We start from the raw sequence: 18732 nt of genomic DNA on the forward strand, positions 1-18732 counted from the left end.
CGTCCCCAGGAGCCTGATCCATGCACGACACCACCACCCGTACCACCATGCGCCTCGAGCGCTTCGTGAAGGACTGGCTGGAGCCCGCCGTCCTGCGCGAGACCCGGCCGCTCGACGTCGAGGCGTGGACCGTCGGCGGGGAGCCCGTGCCGTTCGCCGACGCGGTCGCGGCGACCTACGCGCCGTTCGCGATCGGCGCCCCGTGGGGGCGGCCGTGGGACACCACCTGGTTCCACGTGACCGGTGACGTCCCGGCCGGGTGGTCCGGCGACGCCGCGCCCGCGGGCACGCGCGTCGAGCTGGTCGTCGACCTCGGGTTCACCGGCGCCGGCCCGGGCTTCCAGGCCGAGGGCACCGCCTGGACCCCGGACGGCCGCATCGTCAAGGCCGTCGAGCCGCGCAACCAGCACGTGCCGCTCGTCGCGGGGCAGGCGCTCGACGCCGACGGCCGCGTGGATCTCTACGTCGAGGCCGCCGCCAACCCCGACGTCCCGGGCGGCGCCTGGACCCGCCCCACGCCGATGGGCGCCTGGGAGACCTCGGGCCCGGACCCGATCTACGCGCTGCGGACCATGCACGTGGCCCTCGTCGACGAGACCGTGTGGGAGCTGCTGCAGGACGTGCGCGCCCTGCACGGCCTGGTGCGCGTGCTGCCCGGCACGAGCCCCCGCGCGGCCGAGGTGCTGCGCGCGCTGGAGGACATGCTCGACGCCGTCGACCCGGACGACGTCGCCGGCACCGCCGCGGCGGGCCGGGCGGCGCTCGCGCCGGCCCTGGCCGCCCCGGCCACGGCGTCCGCGCACCGCGTGCACGCCGTCGGGCACGCGCACATCGACTCCGCGTGGCTGTGGCCCACCCGCGAGACGGTGCGCAAGTGCGCGCGCACGTTCTCCAACGTGCTGTCCCTCATGGACGAGGACCCGGACGTGAAGTTCGCCTGCTCGTCGGCGCAGCAGTACGCGTGGGTGCAGGAGCACTACCCGGAGCTGTTCGAGCGGATCCGCGAGCGGGTGCGCGAGGGCCGGTTCGTGCCCGTGGGGGGCATGTGGGTCGAGTCCGACACCAACATGCCCGGCGGCGAGGCGCTGGCCCGCCAGCTCGTGGCCGGCAAGCGGTACTTCATCGAGGAGCTGGGCGTGGAGCCGAAGGAGGTGTGGCTGCCGGACTCGTTCGGGTACACGGCCGCCCTGCCGCAGCTCGCCCGGCTGGCCGGCAGCGACAACTTCCTCACGCAGAAGATCTCGTGGAACGACACGAACACGATGCCGCACCACACGTTCTGGTGGGAGGGCATCGACGGGTCGCGCGTCTTCACGCACTTCCCGCCCGTCGACACCTACAACTCCGAGCTGTCGGCGGAGGAGCTGGCCCGCGCCGAGCGGCAGTACGCCGAGAAGGGCCGCGCCAACACGTCGCTGGTCCCGTTCGGCTTCGGCGACGGCGGCGGCGGCCCCACCCGCGAGATGGTGGCCGCGGCCCGGCGCACGCGCGACCTCGAGGGGTCGCCGAAGGTGGAGCTGTCCGACGCGCAGACCTTCTTCGACGCCGCCCGGGCCGAGTACGCGGACCCGGCCACGTGGACGGGGGAGATGTACCTCGAGTACCACCGCGGCACCTACACGTCGCAGGCGCGCACGAAGCGCGGCAACCGCCGCAGCGAGCACCTGCTGCGCGAGGCCGAGCTGTGGGCGGCGACGGCGGCCGTGCGCGTCGGCGCGGAGTACCCGGCCGAGCGGCTGCAGCGGCTGTGGCGCACCGTGCTGCTGCAGCAGTTCCACGACATCCTGCCCGGGTCGTCCATCGCCTGGGTGCACCGCGAGGCCGAGCGCAACTACGCCGAGGTGGCCCGCGAGCTCGAGGAGATCGTCGACGACGCGCTGCGCGCGCTGGTCGGGGAGGGCGACCGCCCGGTGGCCGTCAACGCCGGCCCGTTCGTGCGCGACGGCGTGGCGGCGCTCGGCGCCACGGCCCTCGACGCGCCGCGCGGCGCGGGCACGGTGACTCCCGTGGCCGAGGGCGACGGCTGGGTGCTGGAGAACGACCTGGTGCGTGTCGTCGTCGACGGCCACGGGCACGTGGTGTCCGCCGTCGACCGCGCGAGCGGGCGCGAGGCGATCCTGCCCGGTGCGCGCGCGAACCTGCTCCAGCTGCACCGCGACGTCCCCAACGAGTGGGAGGCGTGGGACATCGACGAGCACTACCGGCGCAGCACGACCGACCTCGTCGAGGCGGCGAAGATCGAGGTCGCGGACGGCGCGTCCGGGCCGGTGGTGCGCGTGCTGCGCGAGCTCGGGTCCTCGCGCGTGGAGCAGGACCTCGCGCTCCCGGTCGACGGTCGCGGGCTGCGCATCACGACCCGCGTCGACTGGCACGAGCGGCAGAAGCTGCTCAAGCTCGCCTTCCCGCTCGACGTGCGCGCCGAGCGCGCGACGTCGGAGATCCAGTTCGGGCACGTGCACCGGCCCACGCACGTCAACACGTCGTGGGACCACGCGCGGTTCGAGACCGTCGCGCACCGGTGGGTGCACGTGGGGGAGCCGGGCTTCGGCGTGGCCGTCGCGAACGACTCGACGTACGGCCACGACATCACGCGCACCCGGCCGGCCGAGGCCGGCGACGCGCAGGGCGGCACCGGCACGACCGTGCGGCTCTCGCTGCTGCGTGCGCCGAAGTTCCCCGACCCCGACGCGGACCAGGGCGAGCATGAGCTGACCTGCGAGCTCGTCGTCGGCGCCGGCATCGACGACGCCGTCCGCCACGGCTACGCGCTCAACCTGCCCGAGCGCGTCGTCTCGGGCGACCACGGCGTCGAACCGCTGGTCGCCGTCGACGACGACGCGGTCGTCGTCGAGGCGGTCAAGCTGGCCGAGGACGGCAGCGGCGACGTCGTCGTGCGGCTCTACGAGAGCCGGGGCGGACGCGCGCGGGCGCGGGTGACGCCGGGGTTCGCGCACACGTCCGTCGAGGTGACCGACCTGATCGAGCGCCCGCTCGCCGGCCCGGCCGGCACGCCGGCGCGCGACGGCGACGGCGTCGTCCTCGAGCTGACCCCGTTCCAGGTGGTCACGCTGCGCATCCGCCGCTGACCGCTCCGAGCACCACCACAGCACCACCGAGCGAAGGAGAGAACGATGAGGTTCACCAGAGCAGTCGGTACGGTCGCCGCGCTGGCGTGCGTGATGGGGGCGGCGGCGGTCGCGCCCGCGTCCGCCGACGACGTGGGCACCGCGGGCACCGCCGTCCCGCCGCGCACGCAGGAGGCTCGGGCGGTGGCCAGCTACGAGGCGATGCAGGAGCACCTGTACGCCCACGACGGTTCGTCGCTGTACCTGGAGCACTTCCCCAGCAAGGCGGACGACCGGACCTACTCGTTCGAGTGGCCGTTCTCGCAGGCGCACGTCGCCACGCTCGACCTCGCCGGCATCCCCGGCCGCACGGGCCGGTCGTTCGCCGACGACCTGGCCGACCGCGGCGTCGGGCAGGAGCGGTACTGGAACGCCGGCGGCGGCACGACGGGCCTGCCCGGCTACGACTCCTACCCCCGCGCGCCGTACGGCGACGGCGGCGACATGTTCTACGACGACAACGAGTGGGTGGCCCTCGCCAAGGTGCAGCAGTACCTCGACACCGGCGACGACGCGGCGCTGCGGCGGGCGCAGGAGATCTTCGACCTCGTCGTCTCCGGCTGGGACACCGACGAGAGCCACGCGGCGCCCGGCGGCGTCTTCTGGACGCAGGCGACGTGGAGCACCGACCGGAACACCGTGTCCACGATGCCCGGCGCGCAGCTCGCCACCCGGCTGTACCTGATCACGGGGGAGCGGGACTACCTGCGCTGGGCCGAGCGCATGACGTCGTGGACGGACGAGCACCTGCTCGCGCCGAACGGGCTCTACTGGGACCACCTCACCCTCGACGGGGAGATCGAGAAGACCCAGTGGTCGTACAACCAGGGGGTGCCGGTGGGCACCTACGCCCTGCTGTACCGGGCGACGGGCGACGAGGAGTACCTGGACCGGGCACGGTCGATCGCCCGCGCGTCCTACCGGTACTACGTCACCGAGGGGCGCCTCGACGATCAGCCGATGTTCTTCAACTCCATCTGGTTCAAGAACCTCCTGCTGCTGGAGTCGGTGACGGGCGGCCACACCTACCGGGACGCGATGGCGGACTACGCGGACGCGCAGTGGCGGGAGGTGCGCGACCCGCTGACCGGGCTGTTCCCGGCGGACGGCGAGACCACCGAGCTGCTCGGCCAGGCCGCGATGGTGCAGATCTACGCCACGCTCGCGTGGCCGCGCGGCAAGGCGTCGATCCTGTACTGACACGCTCCGCGACTACCCTCGTCGGGTGGCACATCTCCTCGGCGCGGACGGCATCGCGCTGACCATCGGCACCCGCACCCTTCTCCGCGACGTCTCGCTCGGGCTCGACGACGGCGACCGCATCGGCGTCGTCGGCCCGAACGGGGCCGGCAAGTCGACCCTGCTGCGCCTGCTGGCGGGCACGCAGGCGCCCGACGCCGGGCGCGTCACCCGCGTGGGCGGATCGCGCCTCGGGATGCTCGTGCAGCGCGACGTGGACGACGACGCGGCGACGATCCGCGACCTCGTGCACGGGGACGACGCGACGCACGAGTGGGCGTCGGACGCCCGCATCCGCTCCGTGCACGCCGGCCTGCTCGCCGACCTCGACCTGGACCAGCCGGCGTCGACCCTGTCCGGCGGGCAGCGCCGACGGGTGGCGCTCGCGGCGCTGCTCGTCGAGGACCCGGACGTGCTGCTGCTCGACGAGCCGACCAACCACCTCGACGTCGAGGGCGTCGCCTGGCTGGCCGAGCACCTGGCCGCGCGCTACGGCCGCCCGGGCGCCACGGGCGCGCTCGTCGTCGTCACCCACGACCGCTGGTTCCTCGACGCCGTCTGCTCCCGTACGTGGGAGGTGCGCGGCGACGGGTCCGGCGCCGTCGACGGGTACGACGGCGGGTACGCGGCGTACATCCTGGCGCGCGCGGAGCGCGCCCGGCAGGCCGCGACGGCCGCCGAGAAGCGCAACAACCTGCTGCGCAAGGAGCTCGCGTGGCTCAAGCGCGGCGCGCCCGCCCGCACCTCCAAGCCCAAGTTCCGGCTCGACGCCGCGGCGGCGCTCATCGACGACGAGCCGCCGCCGCGCGACACCCTCGAGCTCACGCAGATGGCCACGCGCCGCCTGGGCAAGGACGTGCTCGACCTCGAGGACGTCACCGTCACGGTGCCGGCGCGCGACGGCCACGAGGCAGGGCCGCGCGACGCCGCCGGCCGGCGCGTGCTGCTCGACGACGTCACCTGGCGCCTCGGCCCCGGCGACCGGTACGGCGTGGTCGGCGTCAACGGCGCCGGCAAGACGACGCTGCTGTCCCTGCTCGCCGGCCGGCGCGAGCCGGACTCCGGCCGCGTGCGGCGCGGCAAGACCGTGCACGTCGCCGAGCTCACGCAGGACGTCGGCGAGCTCGACGAGGTCGGCCACCTCACCGCCGTGCAGGTCGTGGACCGCGAGAAGCGCACCGTCGTCGTCGACGGCAAGGAGCTCACCGCCGGGCAGCTCACCGAGCGGCTCGGCTTCACCCGCGAGCGCGCGCACACCATCGTGCGCGACCTGTCCGGCGGCGAGCGGCGTCGTCTCCAGCTGCTGCGGCTGCTCGTCTCGGAGCCGAACGTGCTGCTGCTCGACGAGCCCACCAACGACCTGGACACCGACACCCTCGCCGCCGTCGAGGACCTGCTCGACGGGTGGCCCGGCACGCTGATCGTCGTCTCGCACGACCGGTACCTGCTGGAGCGGGTGTGCGACCGCCAGTGGGCGCTGCTCGGCGACGGTGCGCTGCGCGACCTGCCGGGCGGGGTGGAGCAGTACCTCCAGCTGCGGCGGACGGGTGCCTCGGGCACGTCCTCGGCCGCCGCGCCAGCGGGCGCCCCGCCGGCCGCCGCCGGGGCCGGGGCATCGGCATCGCGACCTGCGACGACGTCGTCGGGGGCGTCGGCGGCGGAGGTGCGGGCCGCCAAGAAGGAAATCTCACGGATTGAGCGGAGGTTGGCTCGGATCGCGGACGAGGAGAACACTCTGCACGAGCAGATCGCCGCCGACCCGACGGACTACACCGCGGTGGCGGCCCTCGACGAGCGCCTCCGGGAGCTCGGCGCCGAGAAGGAGGAGCTCGAGATGGCCTGGTTGGAGTCCGCCGAGGTGGCGGGATGAGCGAGGGCACGCTGGACGACGTCGACCGCGCGCTCGTGCGCGCGCTGCGCGAGGACGGGCGCGCGACGCTGGCCGCGCTCGCGGGCGTGACGGGGCTGTCGCAGTCGGCCGTGCAGGCGCGGGTGCGCAAGCTGGAGGCGCGGCGCGTGATCACCGGCTACCGCGCCGTCGTCGACCCCGACGCCGTCGGGCTGCCCATCGCGGCGTACGTGGAGATCACCCCGCTGGACCAGTCGCAGGCGGACGACGCCCCGGAGCGGCTGCGCGACGTGCCCGGCATCGAGGCGTGCTGGTCGGTGGCCGGCAACGCCAACTACCTGCTGCTGGTGCGGGTGTCCTCGCCGTCGGCGCTGGAGGACCTGCTGGGGGAGATCCGGCGGGAGGCGAGCGTGTCCACGCGCTCCACCGTGGTGCTCCGGACGTACTTCGAGGGTCGCCCGCTGGCGCACTGACGAGATTTCTTGTGGTCAAACTCTGGTTCGACAGGAAGTTCTCCTCTACCGTCGGGGTATGACCGAGACAATCTCTCAGCGCACAGCCACCAGCGTCGGCGGCTCGATCGAGGCCACCGCCGTCCTCGAGTCGCTGCGCGAGCACCTACTCGTCGACGGGTTCGACCTCGTCCTCGACCTCGACCGCTCGCACGGCTCGACCCTCGTCGACGCCCGCGACGGACGCGAGTGGACCGACCTGTTCACCTTCTTCGCGTCCAACCCCCTGGGCATGAACCACCCCGCCCTGTTCCGCGACCCGCTGTTCCGCGAGGAGCTCACCCGCGCCGCGATCAACAAGCCCTCCAACTCCGACGTCTACACCGTCGAGCTCGCCCGCTTCGTCGACACCTTCGCCCGCGTGCTCGGCGACCCCGTGCTGCCGCACCTCTTCTTCGTCGACGGCGGCGCCCTCGCCGTCGAGAACGCGCTCAAGGTCGCCTTCGACTGGAAGTCGCGGCACAACGAGAGCCACGGCCGCTCGCCCGAGCTGGGCACCAAGGTGCTCCACCTGCAGCACGCGTTCCACGGCCGCTCGGGCTACACCATGTCCCTCACCAACACCGAGCCCGGCAAGGTCGCCCGGTTCCCCCAGTTCGACTGGCCCCGCATCACCTCGCCCTACCCCGGGCACGACGCCGACGGCGCCCTCCGCGACGTCGAGGCCCTCGAGGCCCGGGCCCTCGCCGAGGCGCGCGCCGCGTTCGAGGCGCACCCGCACGACATCGCCTGCTTCGTCGCCGAGCCCATCCAGGGCGAGGGCGGCGACCACCACCTGCGCGCCGAGTTCCTCCAGGCGATGCAGGCCCTGTGCCACGAGCACGACGCGCTGTTCGTCCTGGACGAGGTGCAGACCGGCGTCGGCATGACCGGCACCGCCTGGGCCTACCAGCAGCTCGGCGTGCAGCCCGACGTCGTCGCCTTCGGCAAGAAGGCCCAGGTGTGCGGCGTCATGGCGGGCGGGCGTGTCGACGACGTGCCCGACAACGTCTTCCACGTCTCCTCCCGCATCAACTCCACCTGGGGCGGCAACCTCGCCGACATGGTCCGCTCGCGCCGCATCCTCGAGGTGATCGAGGCCGAGGGCCTGATCGAGCGCGCCGCGCGCGTGGGGGCCGGGCTGCTGGCACGGCTCGAGGGGTTGGCGGCGGCGCACCCCGGCGTCGTCACCGATCCCCGCGGCCGCGGGCTCATGTGCGCCGTGTCGCTGCCGTCCCGCGAGGTGCGCGACGCCGTGCTCACGGGGCTGCACGACGACGGGTTCCTCGTCCTCGGGTGCGGCGAGCGGTCCGTGCGGTTCCGGCCGGCGCTGACCGTCGAGGAGTCCGTGCTGGACGACGCGGTCGCGGCCCTCGATCGGGTGGTCTCGCGGGTCTGAGGCCGGGGCCGAAACCATGGTTCGGTGACGGCCGGGCGGGGGATCGCGCGCACGGTAGCGTTCACGGGCGCCAGGGCGCCCTCCACTTCGGGACTTCTACTACCGCGCGCGCGATCTCCCGCCCGACCTTCTCTCGTCTTCCGGTCGTGCGGACTCGCGGGTGCACGACCGTGCCAGTCAGCTCATGGTGGTGGTGGGTCGGGGCGTGACAGGCTCGGGCCGTGACGAGTCATCGCGTGGTGGTGGACGACGGCGAGGCCGGGCGGGTGCTGACCGTGCTGCCCGGCGTGGGGTACACGGCGGAGGGGCCGGTGCTGGCGCGGCCCGCGGCCGCGCTGCGGGCCGCCGGCTGGACGGTGCGGACCGTGGTGTGGGGCGGGCGACCGGACTTCGACGGCGCGCGGCGGGTGTACGCCGACGTGGTGCGTGACGGGGTCGCCGCTGCCCCTGGTGCGGTGCATCTGGTGCTGGCGAAGTCGCTCGGCACGCTGGCGCTGCCCGTCGCCGTCGAGCTGGGGCTGGCCGGGGCGTGGCTGACGCCGCTGCTCACGACCGACCGGGCGCCCGAGGTGCGGGACGCCGCCGCTGGGCTGGGTGCTGCGCGTGTCCCTGCGCTCCTGGTGGGCGGCACCGCCGACGGACTCTGGGACGGCGCGCTGGCCGCGGCGTCCGGGGCGCGGGTGCTCGAGGTGGACGGCGGCGACCACTCCCTGGAGATCGACGGCGACCCGGCCCGCACGGCGCGGGCGCTCGACGACGTGACAGCCGCCGTCGTCGACCTGGCTGCCGCCGTGGCCGCCGCTCGCAACTGATCGGCGCGGCAGTTCGTGTTCGCGGCGGCAGATCGATTTGCCGCCGCGAACCGGAACTGCCGCCGTGAACCGCGCTACCGCGGTGGCGAGCCGGGCCGACGTCGGGCGCGACACGCGGTCGATCGTTACCCATCCTTAACAGTGATTTTCACCACGGCGGGCCATGATGGCGATATGTTCCACGGCAACGCCGTCGCGGGCCCGTGCGCGCGGTCGGCGGCGACGTGCACGACGACGTGAACACGGCATGGCAACGGCGCCTTGAGCGACCACGACGTGGGGAGAAGCCGGTGACGATGGGGCGAAGGGCTGCGGTGGCGGCCACGGCGACAGCGGTGGCGCTGGTGCTGGCGAGCTGTTCAGGTGGTGGCGGCGGGGACGACGACGGCACCGACGGCGGGGGAGGCGGTGGCAGCGACCCGGACGCGACGCTGCACCTGTCGCTCTCGCAGGACGTCGAGACGCTGCTGCCGATGGACTCGAACGTCGGGGACAACATCTCCGTGCTCGACGTCGTGTACGACGGCCTGGTCCGGTACGACCCGAAGACCACGGAGCCGTACAACTACGTCGCCGAGAGCGTCGAGACCGACGACAACACGGTCTGGACCATCAAGATCAAGCCCGACCTGACGTTCCAGAACGGTGAGCCGGTGGACGCCGACGCGTTCGCCCGGGCGTGGAACTACGCCGCCTACGGCCCCAACGCCATGGCGAACAACTACTTCTTCGAGCGGATCGCCGGCTACGACGAGATGCAGGGCGAGACCGACGACGACGGGAACGTCACCAAGGAGCCCGAGGCCGACACGCTGTCGGGCCTGAAGGTCGTCGACCCGCAGACGCTCGAGGTGACCCTCACGGGCCCGTTCGCCGGGTTCGGGACGATGCTCGGCTACACCGGGTTCTTCCCGATCGCGCAGGAGTGCCTCGACGACATCGAGGCCTGCGCCGTGCAGCCGATCGGCAACGGCCCGTTCCAGGTCGAGAAGTGGGACCAGGGCGTGAACCTCACCGCCAAGCGGTGGGAGGACTACACGCTCGAGGAGACGCCGGGGTACGGCGCCATCGAGTGGACCGAGTACACCGGCGAGGACAACTGGCCGGACTTCCAGGCCGGCAACCTCGACTTCGCGGTGCCCCCGCCCGCGGAGCAGCAGGTGGCCGCGAACGACCCCGACCTGCAGGAGCGGTACGTCGAGGGCCCGGGCGCCGCGCTGACGTACATGGCCTTCCCGCTGTACAAGGACGGCCCGTGGAAGGACGTCGAGTTTCGCAAGGCGATCTCGCTCGCGGTCGACCGGCAGGGCATCATCGACGCCCTCCTGCCGGGTCAGCGGGTGCCCGCGGACTCCTGGGTGGTGCCGGACGTCGTGCCCGGCGGCACCGGCGGCACGTGCGAGTGGTGCACCTTCGACCCGGACGCCGCCAAGGCGGCGCTGGAGAAGGCGGGCGGCTGGCCCGACGGCGAGAAGCTGACCATCCACCTCGGCCAGGACGCCACCGAGCAGGAGCTGTTCAAGGCGGTCGGCGACTCGATCCAGGAGACGCTCGGCATCCCGTACGAGCTGGACGCGACCCCGGACTACTTCGCCCGGCGCGCCGCCCGCGACTTCTCGGGCGCCTTCCGCGCCAACTGGTTCCCGGACTACCCGCTCAACGAGAACTACCTCGCCCCCGTGTACGGCGGCGGCGACGCGAAGGACGGCAACGTGGAGTTCGGGTACTACAACGCGGACTTCGAGGCGGCGATCAAGGCCGGCGACGAGGCCGCGACCCTCGACGAGGCGGTCACCCAGTACCAGGAGGCGGAGAAGATCCTCGCCGCCGACTTCCCGACGATCCCGCTCTTCGTCGCGCAGAACACCGACTACTACAGCGAGAACGTGTCGAACGTCGTGCTCGACCCGTTCAGCGGTGAGCCCAAGCTGCGCCTCCTCGAGGTCACGAACGGCTGACCACCGCGTCGTCGGTCGAGTCCGTCCGGACCACACCAAGGGTCCGGGCGGGCCCGACCGACGACCGTCCCCGCACCACCAGAAAGTTCCGTGAATGGGCCGCTACATCCTGCGCCGCTCCCTCCTGGGGGTGGCCACCCTGCTGCTCGTGATGTTCGTGCTGCACCTGCTCACGACGTTCGCGATCCAGCTCAACGGCAACCCCGCCCTGGCGTTCTTCGGCGACAAGGTGCCCACCGACCAGCAGCTCGCCGCCGTCGAGGCGCGGTTCGGCCTCGACGACCCCTGCTACGACCAGCCCGGCAACCCGTGCCTGGGCCCGTTCGTGGAGCGGCTCGGGCAGTACGCGCAGGGCGACTTCGGCACCAACCTGCGCGGGCGCGAGGTCACGGACATCGTCGCGACCGCCGCCCCGAACACGCTCAAGCTGTTCCTTTTCGTGACGATCGTGTGGTTCCTGCTCGGCATGGGCCTCGGCACGATGGCGGCGCGCCGCCGCGACCGGTCCGCGGACCACGGCATCCGGCTGACGTCGGTGCTCATCGACGCGTTCCCGATCTTCGTGCTGCTGCTCGTGTACCGGTACGTGTTCGCGGTGCCGCTGAGCGGCTGGGCGAAGGACACCTTCGGCGCGAACAGCCTGCCCGCCCTGTGGTTCAGACCGTCGTTCGACGACGACCACCCGTGGGCGACGCTCCTCGTGCCCGGCATCCTGCTGGGCCTGGCCGGGTCGGCGGCGTTCATCCGCCTCGTGCGGGCGAGCCAGCTCGAGTCGTACGCGGGCGACCACGTGCGCACCGCGCGCTCCCGCGGGCTGAACGAGCGGCACGTCGTGACGCACCACGTGATCCGCAACTCCGCGGTCCCCGTCGTCACCGCCGTTGGCCTGACGTTCACCGAGGCGCTCGCGGGCGCCGTCGTCACCGAGGGGATGATGAACATCTACGGCATGGGCGGCGTGCTCTGGGAGGCGGTCCGCGCCGCGGACGTCGCGCTCATCCTCGGCATCGTGACCATCCTCGCCGCGGTGACGGTGGTCGTGATGCTGGTCGTCGACATCGCCTACGCCGCCCTGGACCCGAGGATCCGCTATGCCTGATCGCACCGCCCCCGCACCCACGTCGGCCAGCACCACCCCGGACGCGCCCGCGGTCGACGCGTCGCGGTCGCTCGGCGGCGACGCGTGGCGCCGGCTGCGCCGCCGGCCCGACGTGATCGCCGCGGCCGTCGTCGTGGTCTTCTTCGCCGTGATGGCGGCCTTCCCGCGCCTGTTCACCAGCACCGACCCGCAGAGCTGCCTCATCGGGGACTCGAAGATCCGCCCGCAGGGGTTCGGCGGCGAGCACCCGCTCGGCACCGACGTGCACGGGTGCGACCTGCTCGCCCAGCTGGTGCACGGTGCCCGCCCGTCGCTGACGCTCGCGTTCGTGGTGGTGGGCGCGTCCCTCCTCATCGGCGTCACGCTGGGCCTGCTGGCCGGCTACTACCTCGGGTGGGTGGACTCGGTGGTGTCCCGCACCATCGAGGTGTTCCTCGTGATCCCGCTGCTGCTCGCCGCGCTGCTGCTCCTCACGCTGTTCCGCAAGGTGAGCGTGGGCGGCGGCACGTTCGACGTCATCCTGCTGCCGGCGGTGGTGCTCACCATGTTCGGCTGGATGGCGTACGCGCGGTACGTGCGCGCGGCCACTCTCGAGGCCAAGAACCTCGACTACGTGACCGCGGCCCGCGCCCTGGGCGCCTCCGACCTGCGCGTCATGGTGCGGCACGTGCTGCCCAACGCGATCGGCCCGGTCACGGCGCTCGTGCCGACGGCCATCGCGGGCGTGATCAGCACGGAGGCGGTGCTCGCGTTCCTCGGCATCGGCGTCCGGCCGCCCGCGATCAGCTGGGGCATCATGATCACGAACGGCGCGGACTGGGTGACCGGCGGCTACGCGTACCTGCTCCTGTACCCGCTCGGGTGCCTGGTCCTCACCGTCCTGGCGCTCGTCGCCCTCGGCGACGCCCTGCGCGACGCCCTCGACCCGAGGCTCCGGTGATCCCGTGACCGAGACCCTGATCCCCCCGGCCGGCTCCACGGAGCCGCACGGTGCCGAGCGGGCCGCCGGCGACGTCCTGCTCGAGGTGGAGGACCTGGCGGTCGAGTTCCGGTCCGACGACGGCGCGGTGCGCGCCGTCGACGGCCTGGGCTACCGCGTGGAGGCGGGCCGCACCCTGGCCCTGGTGGGCGAGTCCGGCTGCGGCAAGTCGGTGAGCTCGCTGGCCGTGATGGGTCTGCTGCCCCCGACGGCGCGCGTCGTGCGGGGCACCGCGCGCTACCGCGGCACCGACCTGCTCGCGCTGTCGCCCACCGAGCACCGCCGGCACTGCGGCACGCACGTCGCGATGGTCTTCCAGGACGCGCTCGCCGCGCTCAACCCCGTGCACACCGTGGGCTACCAGCTCACCGAGTCCCTGCGGGCGCGCACCGGGACGTCGCGGCGGGAGGCCCGACGGCGCGCCGTCGAGCTGCTCGACCTCGTGAAGGTGCCGAACGCGGCGCAGCGGGTGGACGAGTACCCGCACCAGTTCTCCGGCGGCATGCGGCAGCGCGTGATGATCGCGTCCGCGCTGGCCCTCGACCCGGACGTGCTCATCGCCGACGAGCCGACGACGGCACTCGACGTCACCGTCCAGGCGCAGGTGCTGCGGCTGCTCGCCGAGATCCAGGCGGAGCGGCAGATGGGGCTCGTGCTCATCACCCACGACCTCGGCGTCGTCGCGGGCGTCGCCGACGACGTCACCGTGATGTACGCCGGTCGTGCCGTGGAGCACGCGCCCGTGCGCGACCTGTACGCCAAGCCCGCGCACCCCTACACGCGCGCCCTGCTGCGCTCCGTGCCGCGGCTGGATGCCGTGGACACGCGTGCCGCAGGGGACCACGCAGGAGGCCGGCTGCCCGTCGTGCCCGGCCGGCCGCCCGCTCCCGGGCACGCGCCGTCGGGCTGCTCGTTCCACCCGCGCTGCGACATGGCCCGCGACCTGTGCCGCACCGACGAGCCCGCGCTCGACGACGTCGCCCCCGGGCGGTCGTCGGCCTGCCACTTCGCCGCCGAGCTGCTGGGAGGCGCCCGTGCCTGAGACCGTCACCAGCCCGGCTGCCGCCGCCACGGCGTCCGACGACGTCGTCCTCGAGGTGCGCGACCTGGCCAAGTCGTACCCCGTGCGCCAGGGCGTCGTCCTCAAGCGCACGGTGGGCCAGGTGCAGGCCGTGGACGGCGTCTCGCTGGCGCTGCGCCGCGGACGGACCCTCGGCCTCGTGGGCGAGTCCGGCTCCGGGAAGTCCACGCTCGCGCGCGTGCTGGTCGGCATCGAGAAGCCGACGCGCGGACAGGTGCTCGTGGACGGCGAGGACGTCTCGACGATGTCGCGCGCCGCCCGCCGCGAGCTGCGTCGCAACGTGCAGATGGTGTTCCAGGACCCGTACACGTCGCTCAACCCGCGCATGTCGGTGGGGGAGATCGTCGCCGAGCCGTTCCGCATCCACCCCGACGCCGTCCCCGCCGGGGGCCGCCGACGCGCCGTGGCCGAGCTGCTCGAGCTGGTCGGCCTCGACCCCGACCACGCCCACCGGTACCCGCACCAGTTCTCCGGCGGGCAGCGGCAGCGCGTCGGGATCGCCCGGGCGCTCGCGGTCAAGCCGCGCGTGCTGGTGTGCGACGAGCCCGTCTCCGCCCTCGACGTGTCCGTGCAGGGCCAGGTCATCAACCTCCTGGAGGACCTGCAGGACGAGCTGGGCCTGGCGTACCTGTTCATCGCGCACGACCTCGCCGTGGTGCAGCACATCGCCGACGAGGTCGCGGTGATGTATCTGGGTCGCGTCGTCGAGGAGGGCGACCGGCCCTCGGTGTACGACGACGCCCACCACCCGTACACCCAGGCGCTGCTGTCCGCGGTGCCGGTGCCCGACCCCACCGCCCGGCGCGACGACGAGCTGATGCTCGAGGGCGACCCGCCGTCGCCCGCCGACCCGCCGTCCGGCTGCCGGTTCCACACGCGCTGCTGGCTCGCCCGGCGGCTCGCCGCCGAGGAGGGCGTCAGTGGTGACGGCCCGGACGACGTGCCCGCGCGCTGCCGCACCGAGGACCCGGTGCTCGTGCCGCTCGGCCGGCCCGACGGCGTGGGGGACGCCGGACCTCGCCGGGACGCGGCGACCGGGCCGCACGCCGCCGCGTGCCACTTCGCCCGGGAGGCCGCCGCGTTCGGCGGGCACCCGACGGCGGGCTCGGCCGCGTCGGCGGGCCGCCCGGCCGTCCCCGCCGACCACGACGCCGAGCACGACGCCGCACCGGACACTGAGCACGACCCCGACGACCATGGACCCGGGGGCGACGCCCCCGTGCCCGAGACCGTCCCCGACCACTCCGTCCTCGAGAGCAGGGAGCGCTGACCGTGACCGACCGCCGACCGACCGTCGTCCTGGTCCAGAACTCCCCGCACAGCGGCCCGGGCCGCCTGCCCGGCTGGCTGGAGGCGGACGGCGCGACCGCCGTCGTCGTGCAGGGCGCGGACCTGGTGGACCAGGTCCGCTCGCTCGCGGAGGGGGGACCCGCGGCGCCCGACGGGGTGGCCGGCCTGGTGCTGCTGGGCGGCGGCCTGCTGCCCGACGAGGACGAGCGCGCGCCGTGGCTGCCGCACGAGCGCGCGCTCGTCGCCGAGGCGCTGGGCGCCGGCGTGCCGGTGCTGGGCATCTGCCTGGGCGGGCAGGTGCTCGCGCACGTCACGGGCGGCGCGGTGACGGGCCGGTCGGGCGAGACGGAGAAGGGCCTGTGCCCCGTGCGCCTGCTCGACGACGCGGCCGACGACGCCCTGCTCGGCCCGCTCGGTGACCTCGCCGAGAACGGTGAGATCCGCATGGTCGAGAGCCACGTCGACTCGATCACGGGGCTGCCGCCGCAGGCCGTGCACCTCGCGACGAGCGACGCGTGCGGCGTCCAGGCGTTTCGCGTGGGCGACGTCGCGTGGGGGCTGCAGTTCCACCCGGAGGCGGCGCCGGAGCGCATCGGCACGTGGGACGCGGACGAGCTCGCCGCGCTGGGCTTCGACCGTGACGAGCTGCTGGCCGCCGCCCTCGAGCGGGCGCCCGAGAACGAGAAGCAGGCCCGCGCGCTCGCGGCCGCGTTCGCCGCCGTCGTCCACGCCCACCGCACCTCGGGGGCGGTGCGCTGATGGTGAGCACGGGCACGCACTCGGACGGCGTCCCCGTCGTCGCGTACCAGGTGCGGCGGGCGGGCGGCGAGGTGCTCGCCGAGCGCGACGCGGACGCCCCGTTCTACGCGGCGTCGACGGTCAAGCTCGCCGTGCTGGTCGCGGCCGCCCGCGCGCTGGACGCCGGGGAGCTGACCCTCGACGAGGAGGTGGCCAGCACTGACACGTTCCGCTCCCAGGTGCCGGGCGAGCCCGACTACCGCATCGAGCCCGACGACCTCGACCCGGGCATGCCGCCGCCGGGCACCTTCATGCCGGTGGGGCTGGTGGTCGAGCGGATGATCGTCGTGTCGTCCAACGAGGCCACCAACATGGTGATCGACCTCGTCGGCCTCGACGCGTGCAACCGTGCCCTGGCCGACGTCGGCGCCGCGGGGAGCGTCGTCGGGCGCAAGTACAGCGACCTGGCCGCCGAGGCCCGCGGCGACTCGCACCGCACGACGCCGGCCGACCTGGCGGCGCTGATGTCCGCCGTCGTGACGGGGCAGGTCGCCGGGCCGGAGCGCACGCTCTGGATGATCGACCTGCTCGCGCGGCAGACCGACCGGCAGCTCACGGCCTCCGTGCCCGAGGGCGTGCCGTTCGGCTCCAAGTCGGGCTGGGTGGACGGCATCCGGCACGACGTCGCGTTCGTCGGCACGCCGGGGCCGGAGGCGCTCGTCGTCGCGGTGTGCACCCGCGGCTACGACGAGGCGCACGCCGAGGAGGCGCTGCGGGCGCTGGGCTCCCTCGCGGTCACGCTGGCCGGGGTGCCCTAGCCGACCGGTCGGGGGCGCGCCGACGCGACCCACATCGCCGCGGCCATCGTGGCGAGCACGACGGCGACCAGGGCGAGCGGCGCCGTCCACCCGTGGGACGCCGTGTGCACGGCGCCCATCACGGTCGGGGCGAGGACCGCGCACCCGTAGCCTGCCGTCTGCACCACCGCCGAGGACCGCCGCGCCACCGCGACGCCCGGGCTGCGCTGCGCGACCAGCGTGAAGATCACGGTGAAGTTGCCGCCCTGCGCGGCGCCGGACAGGCCCACCCACAGCCACCAGAGCCCGGGCGCCAGCAGCAGCCCCAGGGGCAGGGAGATCCACATCGCCGCCATGCTCGCCGCGACCGCGCGCGCCGACAGGCCGCGCGAGAACGCCGCCGGCACGAGGAACGACCCCAGCACCGCGCACAGCTGGAACGGTGCCGCCGCGCTGCCCGCGCCGGCGGCGCTCATGCCGAGCCGGTCGTGCAGGATCTCGGGCAGCCACGCCGTCACCGCGTAGTAGCCGAACGCCTGCCCCGCGAACGCCACCGACAGCAGCACCACGAGGCGGCGGACGGCGGACCGTGCCCGCGGGTCGAGCGCGTCGAGCTCCGCCCGGGCCGACGGCGGGCGGACGCGGGCGCCGTCGGCGGTGCGCGGCGCCGTGGCCCGGCCCCGGGCGGCGAGCCGCCGCCCGGCCGGCACCCAGGCCGCGAGCGCGACGACGGCGAGCACGCCCCAGCCCGCCAGCGCCCACTGCCAGCCGAACGCCGTCGCGAGCGGCACGGTGAGCATCGTGGTGAACGTGGACCCGAGGTTCATCGTCGCGCTGTACGCGCCCGTGACCGCGGCGGCCCGACGGCGGAAGTCGCGGGTGATGACCACCGGCACCGCGACGTTGCCGATCGTGATCGCGACGCCGATCACCGCGCTGCCGGCGAGCGCCGCCGGCACCGAGCCCGCCGAGCGCAGCAGGGTGCCCGCGAGGATCCCCGCCAGCGCGCCGCCGAGCGCGAGCTCCGGGCCCGCGCGGGCCACCAGCACCGACGCCAACGGCGTGCACAGCGCGAAGCACAGCACCGGCACGGACGTAAGGAGCCCCGCGCCCGCGGGGCTGAGCTGGAGGGCGGCGGCGACGTCGTCGACCACCGGCGGCAGCGACGTGATCGGGGCGCGCAGGTTCAGCGCGACGAGCAGCAGCGCCGCCAGCAGCAGGCCGGCGCGGGCGCCGTCGTCACGGGCGGAGGGGGAGGGGTAGGACGTCACGCGGCGGGCATCTCCGAGGCGGCGAGGTCGATCAGTCGTCGAACTGCGCGACGACGGTGCGCAGCAGCGCCGCGAGCTGCGGGCGCACGGCGGCGGGCAGGGCGTCGAGCACGCGGGCCTCGACGTCGAGCAGGTCGCTCATCGCCGCGTCGACCCGCTGCCGGCCCGCGGCCGTGAGCTGCACCAGCACGCCGCGGCGGTCGGACGGCGCGCGGTGCCGCTCCACCAGCCCGCGCTCCTCGAGCCGGTCGATGCGGTTGGTCATGGTGCCGCTCGTGACGAGCGTCTGCGCGACGAGGATGCCGGGGGACAGGCGGTACGGCTCGCCGGCGCGCCGCAGCGCGGACAGCACGTCGAACTCCCAGGTCTCCAGGTCGTGCCGGGCGAACGCGCCGCGCCGCGCGCGGTCCAGGTGCCGCGCCAGGCGGCTGACGCGCGAGAACACCGTGAGCGGCTCGACGTCCAGGTCCGGGCGCTCGCGACGCCACGCGTCGACGATCCGGTCGACCTCGTCGGAGCGTGCCTCCACATCCATGCGCCGAGACTACTCCCGGTCTCTCGACGTCAAGAATCTTGACGACTGTGACGTGCGGCGGGGCTCGCA

15 protein-coding genes are annotated in these 18732 nt (G+C 74.1%); 13 read left to right on the forward strand and 2 right to left on the reverse strand.

The features are described 5' to 3' along the window. The first annotated feature begins 20 nt into the window (after positions 1-20). From ACQP60_RS12620 to ACQP60_RS12680, 13 genes are all read left to right on the forward strand, one after another. The gene (locus tag ACQP60_RS12620) at positions 21-3086 is read left to right on the forward strand and encodes an alpha-mannosidase (RefSeq protein WP_429732974.1); all 3066 of its coding nucleotides are present in this window, start codon (positions 21-23) and stop codon (positions 3084-3086) included. A gap of 45 nt (positions 3087-3131) precedes the next feature. Beyond that, positions 3132-4325, forward strand: coding sequence for a glycoside hydrolase family 76 protein (locus ACQP60_RS12625; RefSeq protein ID WP_429732976.1), 1194 nt, complete (start codon positions 3132-3134; stop codon positions 4323-4325). A gap of 25 nt (positions 4326-4350) precedes the next feature. After that, positions 4351-6234: an ABC-F family ATP-binding cassette domain-containing protein gene (locus ACQP60_RS12630; protein ID WP_429732979.1), complete on the forward strand. Its 1884-nt coding sequence runs from the start codon at positions 4351-4353 to the stop codon at positions 6232-6234. Then, the gene (locus ACQP60_RS12635) at positions 6231-6686 is read left to right on the forward strand and encodes an Lrp/AsnC family transcriptional regulator (RefSeq protein ID WP_429732982.1); all 456 of its coding nucleotides are present in this window, start codon (positions 6231-6233) and stop codon (positions 6684-6686) included. Before ACQP60_RS12630 ends, ACQP60_RS12635 begins: the two co-directional genes overlap by 4 nt. Before the next feature lie 58 nt (positions 6687-6744). Next, positions 6745-8103, forward strand: a complete 1359-nt coding sequence (gene lat, locus ACQP60_RS12640) for an L-lysine 6-transaminase (RefSeq protein ID WP_429732985.1) — start codon at positions 6745-6747, stop codon at positions 8101-8103. Between the two features lie 221 nt (positions 8104-8324). Further along, positions 8325-8915 (forward strand): alpha/beta fold hydrolase, encoded by a 591-nt coding sequence (locus ACQP60_RS12645; protein ID WP_429732988.1) that lies wholly within the window; start codon positions 8325-8327, stop codon positions 8913-8915. Between the two features lie 296 nt (positions 8916-9211). Further along, positions 9212-10873, forward strand: coding sequence for a peptide ABC transporter substrate-binding protein (locus ACQP60_RS12650; protein WP_429732991.1), 1662 nt, complete (start codon positions 9212-9214; stop codon positions 10871-10873). 94 nt (positions 10874-10967) lie between these two features. Beyond that, positions 10968-11972 carry an ABC transporter permease gene (locus tag ACQP60_RS12655; protein ID WP_429732994.1) on the forward strand — a complete coding sequence of 335 codons (1005 nt, stop codon included), beginning with the start codon at positions 10968-10970 and terminating at the stop codon, positions 11970-11972. Next, positions 11965-12912 (forward strand): ABC transporter permease, encoded by a 948-nt coding sequence (locus tag ACQP60_RS12660; RefSeq protein WP_429732997.1) that lies wholly within the window; start codon positions 11965-11967, stop codon positions 12910-12912. The genes ACQP60_RS12655 and ACQP60_RS12660 overlap by 8 nt, the downstream gene beginning before the upstream one ends. 4 nt (positions 12913-12916) lie before the next feature. After that, positions 12917-13993, forward strand: a complete 1077-nt coding sequence (locus tag ACQP60_RS12665) for an ABC transporter ATP-binding protein (RefSeq protein WP_429733000.1) — start codon at positions 12917-12919, stop codon at positions 13991-13993. Beyond that, on the forward strand, positions 13986-15302 hold the full coding sequence (locus ACQP60_RS12670) for an ABC transporter ATP-binding protein (RefSeq protein ID WP_429733003.1): 1317 nt from the start codon (positions 13986-13988) through the stop codon (positions 15300-15302). The genes ACQP60_RS12665 and ACQP60_RS12670 overlap by 8 nt, the downstream gene beginning before the upstream one ends. A 2-nt stretch (positions 15303-15304) precedes the next feature. Next, complete coding sequence (locus ACQP60_RS12675; protein WP_429733006.1) at positions 15305-16081, forward strand: type 1 glutamine amidotransferase; 777 nt, start codon at positions 15305-15307, stop codon at positions 16079-16081. After that, complete coding sequence (locus ACQP60_RS12680; protein ID WP_429733009.1) at positions 16081-16878, forward strand: serine hydrolase; 798 nt, start codon at positions 16081-16083, stop codon at positions 16876-16878. The genes ACQP60_RS12675 and ACQP60_RS12680 overlap by 1 nt, the downstream gene beginning before the upstream one ends. Here the strand turns inward: ACQP60_RS12680 and ACQP60_RS12685 are convergent. Both ACQP60_RS12685 and ACQP60_RS12690 read right to left on the reverse strand, forming a co-directional pair. Next, positions 16875-18128, reverse strand: coding sequence for an MFS transporter (locus ACQP60_RS12685; RefSeq protein ID WP_429733012.1), 1254 nt, complete (start codon positions 18126-18128; stop codon positions 16875-16877). The two genes, ACQP60_RS12680 and ACQP60_RS12685, sit on opposite strands and share 4 nt — an antisense overlap. Before the next feature lie 31 nt (positions 18129-18159). Beyond that, entirely contained in the window at positions 18160-18663 is a 504-nt protein-coding gene (locus ACQP60_RS12690) for a MarR family winged helix-turn-helix transcriptional regulator (protein ID WP_429733015.1), read from the reverse strand. Between the last annotated feature and the right edge of the window lie 69 nt (positions 18664-18732).

It is taken from the genome of Isoptericola variabilis (assembly GCF_050311655.1).
Classification (GTDB): Bacteria; Actinomycetota; Actinomycetes; order Actinomycetales; family Cellulomonadaceae; genus Isoptericola; species Isoptericola variabilis.

Coding starts and splice junctions, on each gene's coding strand:
- ACQP60_RS12625 (WP_429732976.1), top strand. CDS start 3,132: ATGAGGTTCACCAGAGCAGTCGGTACGGTCGCCGCGCTGGCGTGCGTG.
- ACQP60_RS12660 (WP_429732997.1), top strand. CDS start 11,965: ATGCCTGATCGCACCGCCCCCGCACCCACGTCGGCCAGCACCACCCCG.
- ACQP60_RS12620 (WP_429732974.1), top strand. CDS start 21: ATGCACGACACCACCACCCGTACCACCATGCGCCTCGAGCGCTTCGTG.
- ACQP60_RS12680 (WP_429733009.1), top strand. CDS start 16,081: ATGGTGAGCACGGGCACGCACTCGGACGGCGTCCCCGTCGTCGCGTAC.
- lat (WP_429732985.1), top strand. CDS start 6,745: ATGACCGAGACAATCTCTCAGCGCACAGCCACCAGCGTCGGCGGCTCG.
- ACQP60_RS12655 (WP_429732994.1), top strand. CDS start 10,968: ATGGGCCGCTACATCCTGCGCCGCTCCCTCCTGGGGGTGGCCACCCTG.
- ACQP60_RS12690 (WP_429733015.1), bottom strand. CDS start 18,663: ATGGATGTGGAGGCACGCTCCGACGAGGTCGACCGGATCGTCGACGCG.
- ACQP60_RS12635 (WP_429732982.1), top strand. CDS start 6,231: ATGAGCGAGGGCACGCTGGACGACGTCGACCGCGCGCTCGTGCGCGCG.
- ACQP60_RS12650 (WP_429732991.1), top strand. CDS start 9,212: ATGGGGCGAAGGGCTGCGGTGGCGGCCACGGCGACAGCGGTGGCGCTG.